Genomic DNA, 16,229 nt, shown 5'->3' on the forward strand with positions numbered 1-16,229 from the left:
GCTGGTCGGTGCTATGCCGTGAGGGGTGCGGCGTTCCTGTGCGGGTGCGTTGTGCTTGCTCGCGCAGTTCCCCGCGCCCCTTCGGTGCGCTTCCCTGCGGGTGCGTCGTTCCTGTGCGGGTGCGCTGTTGCTTTGCGCAGTTCCCCGCGCCCCTGGGTGGGTGCGTTGTCCCTGTGCGGGTACGTTGTGCTTGCTCGCGCAGTTCCCCGCGCCCCTCCGGTGCGCTTCCCTACGGGTGCGTCGTTCCTGTGCGGGTGCGCTGTGCTGGATGGGTGCGTCCCGATAGGGGCGCGGGGAACTGCGCAAAACCACCGCGCACCCGCGCAGGGGCAACGCACCCCAGGGGCGCGGGGAACTGCGCAAGGCCACCGCGGACCCGCGCCACCCGCACCGCCCCCCACCCGGGAGGGTCACCGCATGCGAGTGGCCCACTCCCGGACCTTGTCGACGCGCTGCCGAAGCTGACCCGCCGTGGCCTCCGCGCTAGGCGGCCCCCCACACACCCGCCGCAGCTCGGTGTGGATCACCCCGTGCGGCTTCCCGCTCTGGTGGACATACGCACCGACCAGCGTGTTGAGCTGCTTGCGCAACTCCAGCAGCTCCTTGTGGGAGACGACCGGGCGCCGCTCCGCAGGCAGTTCCAGCAGGTCGGCCTCGGTGTCCGGCTTCTTGCGGGAGTGCGCGATCTGCCGGGCCTGCCGCTTCTGGAGCAGCATCTGCACCTGGTCGGGTTCGAGGAGACCGGGGATGCCGAGGTAGTCCTGCTCCTCCTCGCTGCCGGGGTGCGCCTGCATCCCGAACTCCGCGCCGTCGAAGAGCACCCGGTCGAAGACGGCGTCGGACTCCAGCGCCTCGAAGGGCAGCGAGTCCTGCTCGCCGGTGTCCTCGTCCTGCTCCCGGTTCGCCTCGTCCATCTCCTTCTCGGACTCGGCGTAGGGGTCCTCCTCGCCCTCCTTCTTCGGCTTGTCCAGGACGTGGTCGCGTTCGACCTCCATCTCGTTGGCGAAGCCGAGCAGGTCGGGGACGGTGGGCAGGAACACCGAAGCGGTCTCGCCGCGGCGCCGGGACCGCACGAAACGACCGACGGCCTGCGCGAAGAAGAGGGGCGTGGAGATGGTCGTCGCGTAGACGCCGACGGCCAGTCGAGGTACGTCGACTCCCTCAGACACCATGCGCACCGCGACCATCCAGCGGTCATCACTGTGGCTGAACTCGTCGATGCGGTCCGAGGCCCCCGAGTCGTCCGAGAGGACCAGGGTCGCCTTGTCGCCGGTGATCTCCCGGATCAGCTTGGCGTACGCACGGGCCGAGTCCTGGTCGGTGGCGATCACCAGCCCGCCGGCGTCCGGGATGCCCTTGCGGACCTCGTTCAGCCGGCGGTCGGCGGCCCGCAGCACGTTCGGCATCCAGTCGCCCCGCGGATCGAGGGCGGTGCGCCACGCCTGCGAGACCGCGTCCTTGGTCATCGGCTCGCCGAGCCGGGCGGCGATCTCGTCCCCCGCCTTGGTGCGCCACCGCATGTTGCCGCTGTACGAGAGGAAGATGACGGGCCGCACCACCCCGTCCCCGAGCGCGCTGCCGTAGCCGTACGTGTAGTCGGCGGAGGAGCGGCGGATGCCGTCGTTGCCCTCCTCGTACGCCACGAACGGGATCGGGTTGGTGTCCGAGCGGAACGGCGTACCGGTGAGCGCCAGTCGCCGGGTCGCGGGCTCGAACGCCTCCAGGCACGCCTCGCCCCAGGACTTCGAGTCGCCCGCGTGGTGGATCTCGTCGAGGATCACCAGCGTCTTGCGCTGCTCGACCCGGTTGCGGTGCAGCATCGGCCGGACGCCGACGCCCGCGTACGTCACGGCCACCCCGTGGTAGTCGCGACCCAGGGGGCCGGCGCTGTACTCGGGATCCAGCTTGATGCCTATCCGGGCCGCCGCCTCCGCCCACTGCTTCTTCAGGTGCTCGGTCGGCGCGACCACCGTCACCTGCTGCACCACGTGGTGGTGGAGGAGCCAGGACGCGAGGGTGAGCGCGAAGGTGGTCTTGCCGGCGCCCGGGGTCGCGACGGCGAGGAAGTCGCGGGGCTGTTCCTGGACGTACTTCTCCATCGCCCCCTCTTGCCAGGCGCGCAGCTTGCTGGCGGTTCCCCACGGTGCACGGTTGGGGAAGGCGGGCGACAGGTGATGGGAGTGGGTGGCGGTGGTAGTCACGGTCTCCGGTTCGACGGTGGTCCGGTCGGCGGGCCGTCGAGCCGCCCGCACGGGTATGACAACCGGGCCACCCTATCGGTGCTCAGAACCCGGTCCGGGCGGGACGGGGTCCGCCCGGCTGGGGTGAGACGGGCTTCACACGACGGACCACGTGGGACGGCCACCGAGACGTCACGGTTCACCCGACCCGGTGGATACGCCCCGTTAACATCCGGTGTGTCCGGCCCTCGTGGGGTCAGTGGGGCTCCCGCACCCGCACCCGGGTGGCCACCCACACGCCCAGCGCGGCCACCACCGCCATCGGGAGGAACACCACCACGAAGGCTCCGGTGTGGGCCTCGGAGCCCCCCGTGGCCGCGGCCCCGTGCGCGGCTCCCACGGCACCGCCGCCCAGGGCCGCGAACGCCGCTCCGCCCAGCGCGAGCAGCAGCACGTTCGACAGGCCGTCCGAGATCTGGAGCGCCGCGGAGTTGTTGCCGGTCTCCTGCGGCGGCGACAGCTGGAGGAGCAGCACGCTGGTGGAGGAGATCACCAGCCCCATGCCGAAGCAGCCGAACCCCCAGGCGACCGCGACGATCCACACCGGCACCGAGGCGATCAGCACCGTCGGCGCGACGGCGATCGACGCGGCGACCAGCACCATGCCGAACGCCATCAGCCGGTGACGGTGCGCGGCGGCCCGGCCCTGTGACTGCACGAAGCTGCCGAGCGCCCAGGTGGCCCCGCCGGCGGCCAGGGAGAGCCCCGCCAGCGTCGGCGACAGTCCCCGCTGGGTGACCAGCATCAGCGGCACGAACGACTCCGCCGCGATGAACGAACCCGCCGCCACGCCGCGCAGCAGCACCACGGAGGGCAGCCCCCGGGCCGCCCGGTAGGTTCCGCGCGGCAGCAGCCCCAGCACTGCCGGGACCAGCAGGGCGATGCCCAGCGCGCCGGGGAGCAGCGAGAACCAGCGCAGGTCCTGTGCCGCGTACTGCAACAGTCCGGCCCCGGCCGAGATCATGAACGCCAGCCGGATGCGCTGCCCCTTGGGCGCGGTCGTCACACGGTCGGTCGGGGCTCCGTCCTGTTCGCTCCCGGGTGCCGGGCCCGACGCACGTCGCCGTATCTGCGGCAGTGCGAGTGCCAGCGGGAGCAGCACCAGTACCGGGATGCCCAGGAACACCCAGCGCCAGCCCAACTGCTCGGTGACCGCTCCGGACACCAGTGGCCCCACCACGGACGGGATCACCCAGCACGCCGCGAACGCCGCCATGATCGCCGGCCGCAACGGTTCCGGGTACGCCCGGCTCACCACCACGTACAGCGCGACGATCACCAGGCCGCCGCCCAGGCCCTGCACCGCGCGGCCCAGGATGAACAGCCACATCGTGCCGGCCGTCCCCGACAGGGCGAGCCCCACTCCGAAGGCGATGATCCCGGTGGTCAGCGGTCGGAGCGGACCCCGCCGGTCCGCCCACTGCCCGGACAGCACCATGCCGAACAGGCTGGTCGTGAAGTACCCGGAGAAGGCGAATGCGTAGAGCGAGACCCCGTCCAGTTCGCGGGCCGCCACCGGCATGGCCGTGCCCACGGCCGTCGCCTCGAACGCGATCAGCAGCACGACCGACACGATGCCGATGCTCAGGGCGCGGTACGACGTGCCGAGCACTCCGTCCGTGACGTCGGTGTGCTGCGCGGCGGTGTCCGTGGGGACCGGAGGGGATGCGGTGGCCTGCACGGTTGCGGTGTGCACGGTTGCGCTGGGCGTGGTGTTGCTGCTCCGCTTCCCCAGGTCGTCGGTTCCGGTTCCGTCCGTGGCTGGTTCACACTCACTGGGGTCGGTGCTCATGACAGCCAACGTAAGAGGCGAACCCCCTCTGTGGCCATTGCCGCGGAACAGGAATCCCTTGGTCCGTTGGTCCTAGGACCCGCCGGGCGGTGGAAGGAGCGGGCTCGGCCCGGACCCGACCGCGCGCGGCGGCGCCCCGCGGGCTTCGCCCGCTCCCCGTGAACTGCGGAGTGCTACCGTGGTCGGCGTACCGCACCTCATGGCGGCCTCCCCCTCGTTACTCCACGGAGGCATCGTCGTGCCCACTTCTCTGAACGTGCGTACCTTTCACCGCGAGGATCGCGACCAACTCACCGATCTGATCAACGCCCATGTGGCCGCGGTCGTCCCCGGCGCGAGCGTGTCGGTCAACACCGTCATCAGCAGCCTGGAGCGCCGCCCCGACGAGTACGTCCTCGACCCCTGGGTCGCCGAGCGGGTGACGCTGGTCGTCGAGCACCGGCGTCGCATCGTCGGCGCCGCCCATCTGCTGCGGTACCGCAACGATCCCGATGTCGGCGAGGACTTCCGCGACGCCGGTTCCCTCCTCTGGTCCGTTCACCTCCCGATCGAGCACGACGCCCCCGCAAAGGCCCATGGGTCCGCGGACGTTGCTGCCGGGGACGAGGAGTGGGTGGCCGATCTGCTGTTGTCCGCGTGCCTCGCCCAGTTCACCCGCTGGCACGTCCGGGTCCGGTACGCCGACGGGCAGCTGCCCGCCCCCGGTGTCTACGGGGTCCCTGCCCCCTGGCCGCACATCAGCACGGCCCTGGAACGGGCGGGCTTCGTGCACACCGGGGACACCGAGATCCTGTTGCTCGCTCCCCTTTCCGACCTCCCCGATCCGGCGCTCGCCCCACCGCTGCCCGGGCTCACCGTGCACCGCACCCTCGGCACGGGGCTGGGCATCCGGCTCACGGCGCGGAGCGGGGCGGACGACCTGGGGTACGTCGAACTCGACACCTCCCTCGGCCGTCCCGAACGGCATGCGCGTCCCGGCGGCATGGCCGACCTCAGTGACTTCGACCTGCCCGATGACGCGCACCCGGAGCTGTTCCGCTGGCTCCTCGGTCAGGCCCGGGCCTGGCTGGCCCTGTGCGGGGTCGACCGTGTCCTCACGTATGCCGCACCGGACGAAAGCGATGACCTCGCCCTGCTCGCTGCCGGCGGCTTCCGTGAACTGACCCGCACGGCGCGGGGATGGGAACACCGTCCGTCCTGAGTCGCGCGGGTCTCCTCCCCCGCACCGGCCTGGACCGACCGATCCGGTCGGTGCCGGGGGCGCCACGCTCCACGGGGTCAGGGGTTGTGGAACTTCACCTCCGGGTTCCCGGTCGTGGGGCCGTCGAGTATCGGGCGGGCGGCGCCGCGCAGGTGCCGGTCGAAGAAGGCGGCGACATAGGTACGGGTGATGCCGATGCCCCGGGCCGCCGGGTAGGGCTCACCGGGCAGCCCGTAGTGCTCGGTGAGCACCGGGAAGTCGGAGAAGGTGCCGTGGTGCGACCCGGAGACGGTGAGCCAACGCTTCCAGCCGTCCAGCTTCGACCAGGTGGCGTCCCACGACCGGTCCACGCCGCCGGGGCGGTGCATCTCGTCGTCCGTGCCGAGGAACATGAACGGTCGCCCGCCCAGGCCGCCCTGGGGCATCTCCTCCCAGAACGCTCCGTCCATGTTGATCCCGGCGCGCACCCGGCGGTCGCCCACCATGGCGGAAGCGGCACCCGCGCCACCGATGGAGTGGCCGGCCATGCCGACCCGCTTCTTGTCGATCGCCCCGGAGTGGGGCCAGACCGGATCGGGGCCGGTGAGCTGGTTCAGGAGGAAGGACACGTCCTTCGCCCGGGTCTGGGTGACCAAGGTGATCGGGACGCCGTTGTAGTCGACGGCCTCACAGGAAGCGCAGGTCAGCGTGCGGCCGTCCGGCATCGAGGTGCCGAAGGACTCGTAGGCGTGGTCCATGGAGGCCACGACGTAACCCCGGCTGGCCAGGTCCTCGGCGAGGCTCGTCTGGGTGTAGCGACCGGCACCGTAGCCCGGCGACAGCAGGACCAGGGGGTAACGTCCCTTCGCGATGGGGGCGTTGACCTTGCTGTGCGTCCGTATCCGACTCATCTGCTCGGCGGGGATGGCCGCCGGTAGCGCGAAGCCGTCCCGCATCCTTCGGGTCTCCTCGACCGTGGCGTACCGGGTCGGGCTGCCCTTGGCCGAGCGGGCGGCCGGGTAGTGCAGGGTGACCATCAGCTCCCGCCCGTCCGCGGTGGGCACCCAGGGGTCGGCGCGGGAGTGGTCCACCAGGTGCAGGACCTTGCTGCCCACGCCGTGCTTTCCGGTGGGGCGCGGAAGTCGGGCGGGGTGGGCGGGGACGGACTCCGCCGATCGGAATGCCGGCGAGGACGCCGACGGGGGCGCCCACAAGGGCGCCGCTGACGGGAACGCCGACCGGTCCTGGGCGGTCGCCGTGCTCGCCAGGCCCAGCGGCACGGCGAGGGACATCGCGAGGGCGGCTGCGGTGGCCGCCCGGCTCATTCGGATCATGGCCACAAGGTAGGGCCGAGGTACCCGGCCCCGCATCACCCTGCGGTAGCCATTGCCCGGGCGCCACATCACACCGTGGTCCCATAGGGCGGTAGCCCCCAAGTATTGCCGTCAGAGGGGCAGTTCCGGCGGCGTTCGGATCACTGACCGGAGGGTGCCAGCGTGCGCAGGACGCAGGACTCGTTCCCCTCGGGATCGGCCATGACCACCCAACTCCGACCGGGGCCCTGGCTCACGTCCGCCTCGGTGGCGCCGAGTTCCCGCAACCTGGCCACCTCGTCGGCGGTGCTGGAGTCGATCGGGCTGACGTCCAGGTGGAGCCGGTTCTTCGCGTCCTTGCCCTCGGGCACCCGGATGAACTGCACGGTGGGCGGCATCTGTCGGGCCCGGACCTCCTCGGCCGTCGGCTCCCAGGAGCCGATCTCGACCTTGTGCGCGCTCCGGTCGATCACCTTGAAGTCCAGGACCGCGCACCAGAAGGCCGCGAGCCGCTCCGGATCGTGACAGTCGACGGTCAACTCCGTGAACCTGCTGGTCATATGACTCCCAAGCCAGTGCGGGCGAGGGCTCAGCCTAGGCGGGCCGCCCGTGACGCGCCCCTGGATTCTTCCCGGCCCCTGAGGGGCGCGGCAGGGAGGGCGCGGCGCAACGGGCCGCCGCCCGATTGTGAACGGCGGATTGCGGTCCCGTGGCACAGCGGCGCCACACCTTGAGCAGGAGTGCGCTCCTCTCCTACGGTGAACACGTCTTCAACACACGGCCGTGTGCCCGAGTGGTTTAGGGACTCGCCTGCAAAGCGAGTTACGTGGGTTCGATTCCCGCCACGGCCTCCATGTCTTGAGCAAGCAGGACGGATGGGCGGCACCCCTCGGGGTGCCGCCCATCCGTGTGCCCGTCCGTGCGCCCGTCTCAGTTCCCGTCCGTGCGGCCGTCCACCCGTCGCACGAGGTCCGTCCGCACGGCGAGGAGGACCGTAGCGGGGTGGAGTGTCAGTGGCTCTCGGTACGTTGATCAGCGGGGCGACGCGTCACACGGCGCGGGTCTGATCGACGGGAGGGGACAGATGACGGCGTGGCTGATGTACCTGGGCAAGGACCCCAAGCGGGTCGGTGGCGGGTACGACGACAACAGCGCCACCCACTACAGCTGGGACAGTCGGGTGCCGAACGCGACCAGCGTCCGGGTCGGCGACCGGATCGTGCTGTGGGACGGCGAGAGCTCGTTGGGCCTGTCGGTGATCGAGACGATCGAGACGGGAACCGGGACGAAGGACCTCAGCTCCTGCCCGAAGTGCGGGAAGGCCGACATCGCCCCGCGCAAGACGATGACGCCGACGTACCGGTGCTGGACCAAGGAGTGCAGGGCCGAGTTCGACCGGCCCGCCGTCGAGACCGTCGACGTCCTCACCTACCGCGCCCGCTACGAGGCCGGCTGGATCGACCTCCACGGCCACCTCACCGCGCCCGAACTGCGCGCGCTGTGCGAAGAGAAGAAGTCCCAGAACGCGCTGCGCCGGCTGCACTGGGACGAGTTCCGGGCCCGGGTCGAGTCGGGCAGGAACGCCACCCCGCTCAGCGTCATCGACCGGGCGGAGGACGTCATCGCCGGCGGCCACGCCGAGTCGGTCGTCCGCGTCCGCAAGGGCCAGCCCGCGTTCCGGGCCGCCCTGCTGACCACGTTCGGCGAGGTCTGCGCCTTCACCGGCAGCATGCCCGCCACGGTCTTGGAAGCCGCCCACCTCTACAGCTACGCCAAGAAGAGCGTGCACCACGCGAGCGGCGGTCTCCTGCTGCGCCGCGACGTGCACCGGCTCTTCGACCTCGGAGAGATCGCGATCGACCCGCACACCCTCACTCTGGACGTGGCCGCGAGCACCCGCGCCTACCCGGTCTACGACCGGCTCCACGGCCGGCCGTTGACCGTCCCGGTCGACGCGGGCCACCGGAAGTGGCTCGCCAAGCACTGGGACATGCACCGCGGCAGCCTCGTCGCGATCCCCGCCCAGACCACCGGCCTGCTCGACCCGGTCACCGCCCAGTAGTACTTCGGCAGCACCCGGAACGGGGTGTCGCCCTTCGGCCCGTCCCGGTTCGTGGGAAGCGGTGGCGCGGCCCGCGGCACCTCGCGAGAATGATCAGTCATGTCGACCAAGCGCACGCTCTGGGTGGGAGCCACCCTTCTGAGCAGTTCCCTCTCGGGTGTCGCCTTCGCGGTCATCGCCGTTCACGAGGGCCGGCCGCTGTCCGAGAGCCTGACGATCGGGGGCGCGGCCACCTTGGCCACCATCGGGCTGGCCTTCGCCGTCTTCACCTCGCTGGACCCGAAGGAGCCGCGGCAGGTCGCCGAGGGGCGCATGCGGGTCCGGCAGGCGGAGCAGGGGTTGGAGGCCGCACTCTCGCACCCTGACGTACCCGCTCCCCGCACCGCGGTGGGCGGGGTGCCGGGGCTGGAGGAGACCGAGGACGGGGCCACGGGGCCCGACGAGCCGGCGGCCGGGCGGGGGTTGGCGCTGGCGCAGCTGTGGCAGTTGACCCACAGCCGACTGGACCTCTACCACGAGATCGCCACGCAGCAGGCGCGGCAGTCGTTCCGCAACGCGCAGGTGGCGATGGTCATCGGCTTCGTGCTGTTGACGGCGTTCGTCATCGTGGCGCTGAACGCGAGCACGACGGCGGGGGCGGTGGTCGCCGGGGCCCTGGGCGCGGTGTCCGCTGCGCTGTCCGGGTTCGTGAGCAGTACGTTCGTGAAGTCGCAGGAGACCGCAGCCGGGCACCTCAAGGCGTACTTCGACCAGCCCTTGGAGTTCGCCCGGTACCTGGCGGCGGAGCGTCTGGTGGCGGACGCGGGCCTGACCGCCGCGCAGCGGGCCGAGGTCATCACGACCCTGGTCCGGGCGATCGCCGCGGGTCCTCAGTCGGCCGACTCCCAGGCGAACGTCGCGGGGGACGTCTCGTCGTAGGGCAGGTGCAGGGGGGCGAAACGGTCGGGGCGCCCTCCGGGCGGGGTCCAGGCGGTCTCCGGGTGGCGGGCGGTGACCGGGTCGACGGACTTCAGCACCGCGTGGACCGCGCCCGCGAGCAGGTCCCCGGACTGCGCGGTGAGCCGGCGGTCGCGGTCGGCGTCCCACTCGCGCGCCCGGTGCCCGAGCCAGTGGGTGAACGCCAGGGTGGAGACGTCCGTGTTGAGGGGGCGGGGGCAGGGGGCGGCCCAGTGCCAGGAGAGGACCGCACCGGTCGCGCCGTCGACCACGACGTCCGTGTCGTGCATCAGATGTCCGACGGGGATCAGCCGGGCCGCCCGGGCGGGGAGGTCGGCGGGCCGGCCGGTGACCGGATGCGCCCCGGCGTGGTGCTCGGCGAGGGTCCGCAGCGGGAGCCGGGCGGCGACGAAGTCGTCCTCTTCCTCGGGCAGTCCGACGTCCTTGAGGAAGCGGCGGGTCGGTTCGTGGGTGAGTGCGGCGGGCAGGTCGGCGTCCTCGCAGCGGCTGACCTCCCCGGCGCCGAACTCCTCGTCGAGCAGCCGGCCGGGCAGGTCGATCTGGAGGTGGATACCGGGGGTCGGGACCCGGGCCAGTGGTCTGACCCAGGCGGTGACCAGCCAGAAGACCGGGACGGGCGCTCCATGCAGCTCCGCCCGGAACAGGTCGAGGAGGTGGCTGCGGGCCAGGGCGGCGGCGCCGGGTCCGTAGCGAGGGCCGTCGTGGACGGCGGGTGGTCCGCCCGGGTCCGCCGGTTCCGTGCACTCCCGCACCGCGCGCGCGAACCGGAGCAGCGTGGCGAGGTCGGGGGCGAGCGGGTCGCCGGGTGCCGGTCGCGGCCCGGGGCCGTCGTACGGGTGGGGGCGCCCGGGGTCGAGGTCGGGGCGGGGTGTGAGGAACAGTCGTCCGGTGGCGCCTTCGAGGGTGACGAGGGGCCCGGGGTGCTGCCCCCGCACCCCGTCGGACCCTGCGCCGCCGGGGCTCAGACCGCCGAGGACGAGGAGGTCGCCCGCCAGGGTGCGCGGCGGGCCGAAGCGGAACAGGTGCCCTCCCCCGGCCGGCAGTCCGGGGCCCGTGAGGTGGCGCCGGGTGGGCCCGTGGGTGAGGGAGCGCGGCAGCTCGTCCTCGGTGAACCTGATCGTCTCGGTCGTGGCCATGGAACCCCCCGTGGCGTGTCAACGAACGGTCGGCGGGGCTCCGCACCGGCTAACCGGGCGTGATCCCCAACGACTTCGACGGTACGCGGCACCACTGACAGCGCCCCGGGCGCGGAGGCCGGGCGGGGCGGGTCAGGCGGTTGGGGTGGTGACCACCGCGGCCTGGGGGCGGATCGGCAGCCGGGCCACCGGGCGGCCGGTCGCCGCGCGCACCGCCGAGGCGATGGCCGCGGGGCTGGTCACGACGGGCACCGCGCTGACGGCCTTCGCCCCGAAGGGGGCGACCACGTCGCGTTCCTCGATGAGGGTGACGATGTGGATGTCCGGGGCGTCGAGGGCGGTCGGCAGGGCGTAACCGGTGAGGTCGGGGTGGCGGACGAGTCCGCGCGGGGTGCGCAGGTTCTCGGTGAGCGCGGCCCCCAGTCCCTGGGTGACACCGGCCTCGATGCGGGCCCTGAGCTGCGCCGGGTTGAGGACGCGGCCGACGTCCTGGGCGACGGCGAGTTCCACCACGCGCACCGAGCCGAGTTCGATGTCGACGTCGACGATCGCCCGGATCGCGCAGAACGCGAGGCCCACGAAGGCGTCGCCCTGGCCGTTCTCGTCCAGCGGCTCGGTGGGGTGCGGGCGGCACTGGGCGGTGGCCCACAGTTCCTTGCCTTCGAGGGCCTCGCTGACGGTGGTGGACAGGACGCCGTCGTAGGAGGTGATCTTCCCGTCGGTGATCTGGAGGAGTTCGGTGGACATGCCGAACTTGTGGGCCAGCGGCTGGAGGAGTTGGGTGCGGACCATCTTGGCCGCGCGCTCCACGGCCCCGCCGGAGACCCAGGTGTGGCGGCTCCGGCAGGCGGCTCCGGCGGACGGCTGGTCGGTGTCGACGGGGGCGATGTGCACCTCGTCGACGCCCAGGGTCTCCTGGACGATCTGACGGGCGAGCATGCCGAAGCCCTGGCCGGTCTCGACGGCGGCGCAGATGACGGTCGCGACGCCGTCGTGGACCTTGACGGTGGCGGTGGAGACCTCGTCGGTGCCTTCCGCGCCGAGCATGTGGACCATGCCGAGCCCGTAGCCGACGCCCCGGCGGATCGCGGAGGGTTCCCCGGCGCCCTCCAGTCCGCCCGGCAGCAGCCACTCGTCCTCGGGGGTGTCCTTGGGCAGGGCGGGCAGCGGGAAGTCCCGTACCGCGGTGAGGAGTTCCGCGACCGGCGCGGGGCAGGTGACGGCCTGGCCGGTGGGCAGCACGTCACCGGTGGCGAGGACGTTGCGCATCCGCACCTCGGCCGGGTCGGCGCCGAGCTTGCGGGCGAGCTTGTCCATCTGCGCCTCGTACGCCGCGCACACCTGGAGGGCGCCCTCGCCGCGCACGTGGCCCGAGGGCGGGTTGTTGGTGCGCACGGCCCAGCCCTCGACGAAGGCGTTGGGGACCACGTAGGGCCCGCAGGCGAACGCCACGGCGGCGGCGAGCGCCTCGGAGGAGGTGTCGGCGTAGGCGCCGGCGTCCAGGAGGACCTGGGCCTCGACCTTGACGAGCCGGCCCTCGGCATCGGCGTGGTGGCGGTAGCGCAGCAGGGTGGGGTGGCGGTGGGAGTGGCCGAGGAAGGACTCCTCGCGCGTCGCGGTCAGCTTGACGGGGCAGCCCGTCTTCAGGGCGAGCAGCCCCAGGGGGAGTTGGAAGCCGGGGTCGTCGCGGTCGGCGGTCGCGCCGGGCACCCCGGTGACGACGATCTTGACGCGTTCGGGGTCGAGCCCGTAGCAGGCCGCCGCGAGGTCCCGGTCGCCGTGCGGGTCGGTGGAGGCGACGTACAGTTCGACGCCGCCGTCGGGGCGCGGTACCGCGAGGCCGGCCTCGGCGCCGATCGGGGCGGGGTCCTGGCGGCCGACCCGGTACACGCCCTCCACCACGACGGCGCCGGTCGCCTCGGGGTCGCCGTGGCGCAGCGGGATGTGGCGGATGAGGTTGCCGTCGGGGTGCAGCGGTTCGGCGGAGAACGCCTTCTCCGGGTCGGTGACGGGTTCCTGGACCTCGTACTCGACGATGACGGCGGCGGCGGCCATCCGCGCGGTGTCGGGGTGGTCGGCGGCGACGGCGGCGATGGGCTCGCCGTGGTGGCGCACGACCTCGGAGGCGAAGACGGGGCGGTCCCGCACGCCGCGCCCGTAGACGGCGCCGATCCCGTTGCCGGGGACGTCCTCGTGGGTGATGACGGCGCGCACGCCGGGCATCGCGCGGGCGTGCGAGGCGTCGATCGACACGATGCGGGCGTGGGCGTGCGGCGAACGCAGCACGGCCGCCCACAGCAACCCTTCGGCCCAGAGGTCGGCCGCGTACGGGAAGGTGCCCTCGGTCTTGGCGCGGGCGTCGGGGGACGGCAGCGAGGAGCCGATGCCGTGGGGCGACGGATCGGGTCCGGGCTCGGTGCCGGCGGAGGTGGTGACCATGGCCGTCGCCTCGTTGCTCATGCCTGGCCTCCGCCTTGGCCGTACGGACCGTAGGGGTCGTGCGCGTGGGGGTGGACGCCGCCCGCGCCGGGGCCGGCCTGGTGCGGGATGCGGGGTTCGCCGGGGCCGCCGAGGTGGGGCGGTGCCTCGCCGGTGTCGGCGGGGGCCGTGGGCTCGGAGGGTGCCGGGGGGGCGACGGCCGCCGCGTGCGCCTCGCGCTCCTCGACGACCTCGCGGACGGCTTCCAGGACGCCGCGGTAGCCGGAGCAGCGGCAGAGGTTGCCGCACAGGGCCTGGCGGGCTTCGCGTTCGGTGGGGGCGGGGTTGCCCTCCAGCAGGTCGTGGACGGTCATCGCCATGCCGGGTACGCAGAACCCGCACTGGACGGCGCCGCACCGGGCGAGGGCCCGCTGCACGTCGGAGGGCCGGCCGTCGGCGGCGAGCCCCTCGACGGTGCGGATCTCGCTGCCGGCCGTGGTGGCGGCGGGCACCAGGCACGAGGCGACGAGGCGACCGTCGACCTGGATGTTGCAGGCTCCGCACTCGCCCTGGGAGCAGCCGTCCTTGGCGCCCGCGAGGCCGAGGCGCTCGCGCAGGACGTAGAGCAGCGATTCGCCGATCCACGCCTCGGTGACGGGGCGGTCCACGCCGTTGACCCGCAGGGAGTACGAGATGAGGGGGTGTTCGTCGTGGTGGACGAGGGGTTCCTCGGCCGCGGCGGGCGCCGGTGCCGCGGGGTCCTCGTCCGCCGCTCCGTCGTGCTCGACGTGGTCCTGCGGGGCGCCCTCCGGGGTCTCCGCGGGTTCGTCGGCCGCCGTGCGTCCGGCGGGGTCCGTGCCGTCGGCGGGGTCGGCCGCGGTGGTGTCCTCGCGGACGCGGCCCGGAGCGGTTGCGGCCGGGTCGTCGGCGGGGTGTTCGGGGGCGTCCTGGGCGGCCGGCACCGGTACGGGTGCCCCGGGTCCGTCCTCGGCGGCCTCGGGCGCGCCGCTGTCGGGGGCCGGCGCGGGTCCGGCCTCGCCCTCGCTCCGTACGGGGTGTTCGGCGGCCGGCGGGTGCGCACCGGTCGGGTACGCGCCGGGGCCCTGCGCTCCGGTGGGCGCGTCCGCGGGGTGCGCGGTGTCCGTGCCGTGCGCGGGCGTGCCGTGTGCCGGGGTGCCGTGGTCTGCCGCGGGGGCGGTCCAGTCCGGGCCCGGGCCGGTGGCCCAGGGCGCGGGGGCCCCGCCGGGCAGGGTCGCCGGTGCGGTGGCGCCCCACTGCGAGGCCAGGGTGGAGGTGGTGAACTCACCGGACTCGTCCGGCAGGTCGCTCGCGGCCAGCGGGATGGTCCACTGCCCGGTGCCGTCCTGCGTGGGCTCGTGCCCCGGCCCGCCCGGTGCGGACCCCTCGGTGGGCACGACGTCCGGGAACGTCCACTGGGCGGTCTCCCCCGGGTCGTAGCCGGAGCGTCCGGGGGCGGTGCGCCCCGCTTCGAAGGCGTGCTCCCGGCCGGTACCGGCGGGTCCGTCGCCCGTGTCGGGACCGTACGGGACGTCGGTGTCGCGCGGGGGGTGCTGCACATGGCCACCGGACGCGGCCGGTTCGGGCCAGCCCACCGTGCGCGCGGGCCCGGCGGCGCCCTGCGGCGCCCACGTTCCGGCGGGGGGCGCCGCGGGGTCGACGGGCTGTCCGGTGGTCGGGGCGGCCGTTATCCGCGGCGGCACGTAGCCGTGGCCGGGGGCGGCGAGCGGCGAGTGGGCGTGCAGGTCGAAGCCCTCGGGGAGCCGGACGAAGGCGGTGGCGTCGGCGCCCGCCTCGGGATCGTGCTCGCCGCGCGGGATCGGCTCCCAGCCGCCCGCGCCGCCGTGTCGGTCGGTCACGACAGTGCCCTCCCCAGTGCTCGTCGGGCCAGCACCGCGACGGTGCGCCGCAGGTGGAGTACGGCGGGCGGCAGCGGCTGCGGCGTGCCGTCCTCGGCCGGGGCGGCGTCCGGGATGCAGGCCGCGGCGACGTACTCGCCGAACGCTTCGAGGGCCTCGGGGACCAGGGTGCGGCTGCCGTCCCAGTCGATCAGCGAGGCCACCCACTGCTCGGCGTCGAGGGGCCGCAGCGGCATCGGGGCGACGGCGCCCACCGCGCACCGCACCCCCCGCCGGGCCGGGTCGAGGACCAGCGCGACGGACGCGGTGGCCCGGCCGGGGCCGGTGCGTCCGGTGGCCTTCAGGAAGATCTGCGGGGCGTGCAGCAGCGGTACGCGCACGTAGCCGATGAGTTCGCCGCCGCCGAGTCCCGCCACGCCCGCGAGCAGGTGCGAGACGGGGATCTCCCGGCGGGCGCCGCCGGGGCCGGCGACGATGACGGTGGCTTCGAGCGCCGCGAGCACCGGCAGTGCGTCACCGGTGGGGGCACCGGTGGCGATGTTGCCGCCCAGGGTGCCCGCGTTGCGGATCTGCGGCGGGCCGGCGGCGCGGGCCGCGGCGGCGAGCGCCGGGATGAGCGCGGCGAAGTCGGGGCGGCCCATGCGGGCATGGGTCAGGCCGGCGCCCAGGAGCGCGTGGCCGTCCTGGTACTGCCAGCCCCGGATCTCGCTGATGCGGCTGAGCCCGACGAGGGCCGCGGGCCGCAACTGACCCGAGTTGACCGAGGTCATCAGGTCCGTGCCGCCCGCTACGGGCACGGCCGCGGGCGTCGCGGCGAGGGCCGCGACCGCGTCGTCGAGTGTGCTCGGCAGCGTCACGGATCGCGCCGCCTGCGGTGCGTGCGTGGTCAAACCGGCTGCCCCTTCCCGCTGTCCCGCCTGGTCGTCCTGTGGCCGTACGGTACGTGCTCACAGGCCGGCCGTGGCAACTCTGGCACATCTTCACCGGCGCCCGACGCGGGGGTCCGCTAGGAGTTTTTCTTCCGAACTCCGGGGGAATCGTCCGTTTTCCCACGTGCTTGGCGGTGCGCACCTCTTGCCACTCTTTTGGCGGCAGTTGTGTGACATCTCCGCCGGGTCCGGGGGGCGGGGCGGGCCGCTCCCGGAGGCCGTGGACCGCCTTCGCGGTTCCTCCGCGGGGAAGGCGTGCGCGGGCCGCGGCGGACACCCGGCGGACGTCCCGCGGACACGCCGCGGGGGCGGTCACCCTGGAGTG

11 protein-coding genes and 1 tRNA gene are annotated in these 16,229 nt (G+C 73.5%); 4 read left to right on the forward strand and 8 right to left on the reverse strand.

Going from position 1 to position 16,229, the window contains the following annotated elements:
• Positions 1-410: 410 nt before the first annotated feature.
• Positions 411-2,201, reverse strand: a complete 1,791-nt coding sequence (locus tag ACFWIA_RS21905; protein WP_387007610.1) for a DEAD/DEAH box helicase — start codon at positions 2,199-2,201, stop codon at positions 411-413.
• A 235-nt stretch (positions 2,202-2,436) separates the two neighbouring features.
• Positions 2,437-4,032, reverse strand: a complete 1,596-nt coding sequence (locus ACFWIA_RS21910; RefSeq protein ID WP_387007612.1) for an MFS transporter — start codon at positions 4,030-4,032, stop codon at positions 2,437-2,439.
• Between the two features lie 199 nt (positions 4,033-4,231).
• On the opposite strand from ACFWIA_RS21910, the gene ACFWIA_RS21915 reads away from it, so the two are divergent.
• On the forward strand, positions 4,232-5,233 hold the full coding sequence (locus ACFWIA_RS21915) for an N-acetyltransferase (RefSeq protein WP_387007706.1): 1,002 nt from the start codon (positions 4,232-4,234) through the stop codon (positions 5,231-5,233).
• Positions 5,234-5,310: 77 nt separating this feature from the next.
• Here ACFWIA_RS21915 and ACFWIA_RS21920 read toward each other — a convergent pair whose 3' ends face one another.
• Both ACFWIA_RS21920 and ACFWIA_RS21925 read right to left on the reverse strand, forming a co-directional pair.
• Entirely contained in the window at positions 5,311-6,546 is a 1,236-nt protein-coding gene (locus ACFWIA_RS21920) for an alpha/beta hydrolase family protein (RefSeq protein ID WP_387007614.1), read from the reverse strand.
• Between the two features lie 140 nt (positions 6,547-6,686).
• Entirely contained in the window at positions 6,687-7,085 is a 399-nt protein-coding gene (locus ACFWIA_RS21925; RefSeq protein ID WP_387007616.1) for a VOC family protein, read from the reverse strand.
• 219 nt (positions 7,086-7,304) lie between these two features.
• Here ACFWIA_RS21925 and ACFWIA_RS21930 point away from each other — a divergent pair.
• The 3 genes from ACFWIA_RS21930 to ACFWIA_RS21940 all read left to right on the forward strand — a co-directional run bounded on the left by ACFWIA_RS21930 (position 7,305) and on the right by ACFWIA_RS21940 (position 9,505).
• Positions 7,305-7,379 (forward strand) — tRNA-Cys (locus ACFWIA_RS21930).
• A 230-nt stretch (positions 7,380-7,609) separates the two neighbouring features.
• A complete protein-coding gene (locus ACFWIA_RS21935) occupies positions 7,610-8,587 on the forward strand; it encodes an HNH endonuclease (RefSeq protein WP_387007618.1) in 978 nt (325 codons plus the stop codon).
• A 99-nt stretch (positions 8,588-8,686) separates the two neighbouring features.
• Positions 8,687-9,505: a hypothetical protein gene (locus ACFWIA_RS21940; RefSeq protein ID WP_387007620.1), complete on the forward strand. Its 819-nt coding sequence runs from the start codon at positions 8,687-8,689 to the stop codon at positions 9,503-9,505.
• Here the strand turns inward: ACFWIA_RS21940 and ACFWIA_RS21945 are convergent.
• The 4 genes from ACFWIA_RS21945 to ACFWIA_RS21960 all read right to left on the reverse strand — a co-directional run bounded on the left by ACFWIA_RS21945 (position 9,457) and on the right by ACFWIA_RS21960 (position 15,865).
• Positions 9,457-10,680 carry an SUKH-4 family immunity protein gene (locus ACFWIA_RS21945; RefSeq protein WP_387007622.1) on the reverse strand — a complete coding sequence of 408 codons (1,224 nt, stop codon included), beginning with the start codon at positions 10,678-10,680 and terminating at the stop codon, positions 9,457-9,459. The genes ACFWIA_RS21940 and ACFWIA_RS21945 overlap by 49 nt on opposite strands.
• A gap of 132 nt (positions 10,681-10,812) precedes the next feature.
• A complete protein-coding gene (locus ACFWIA_RS21950) occupies positions 10,813-13,140 on the reverse strand; it encodes a xanthine dehydrogenase family protein molybdopterin-binding subunit (protein ID WP_387007623.1) in 2,328 nt (775 codons plus the stop codon).
• A complete protein-coding gene (locus tag ACFWIA_RS21955) occupies positions 13,137-14,975 on the reverse strand; it encodes a 2Fe-2S iron-sulfur cluster-binding protein (protein ID WP_387007625.1) in 1,839 nt (612 codons plus the stop codon). The genes ACFWIA_RS21950 and ACFWIA_RS21955 overlap by 4 nt, the downstream gene beginning before the upstream one ends.
• Positions 14,972-15,865 carry an FAD binding domain-containing protein gene (locus ACFWIA_RS21960; protein ID WP_387007627.1) on the reverse strand — a complete coding sequence of 298 codons (894 nt, stop codon included), beginning with the start codon at positions 15,863-15,865 and terminating at the stop codon, positions 14,972-14,974. Before ACFWIA_RS21960 ends, ACFWIA_RS21955 begins: the two co-directional genes overlap by 4 nt.
• Positions 15,866-16,229: the final 364 nt, after the last annotated feature.

This window comes from Streptomyces sp. NPDC127068 (assembly GCF_042724695.1).
Lineage (GTDB): Bacteria > Actinomycetota > Actinomycetes > Streptomycetales > Streptomycetaceae > Streptomyces.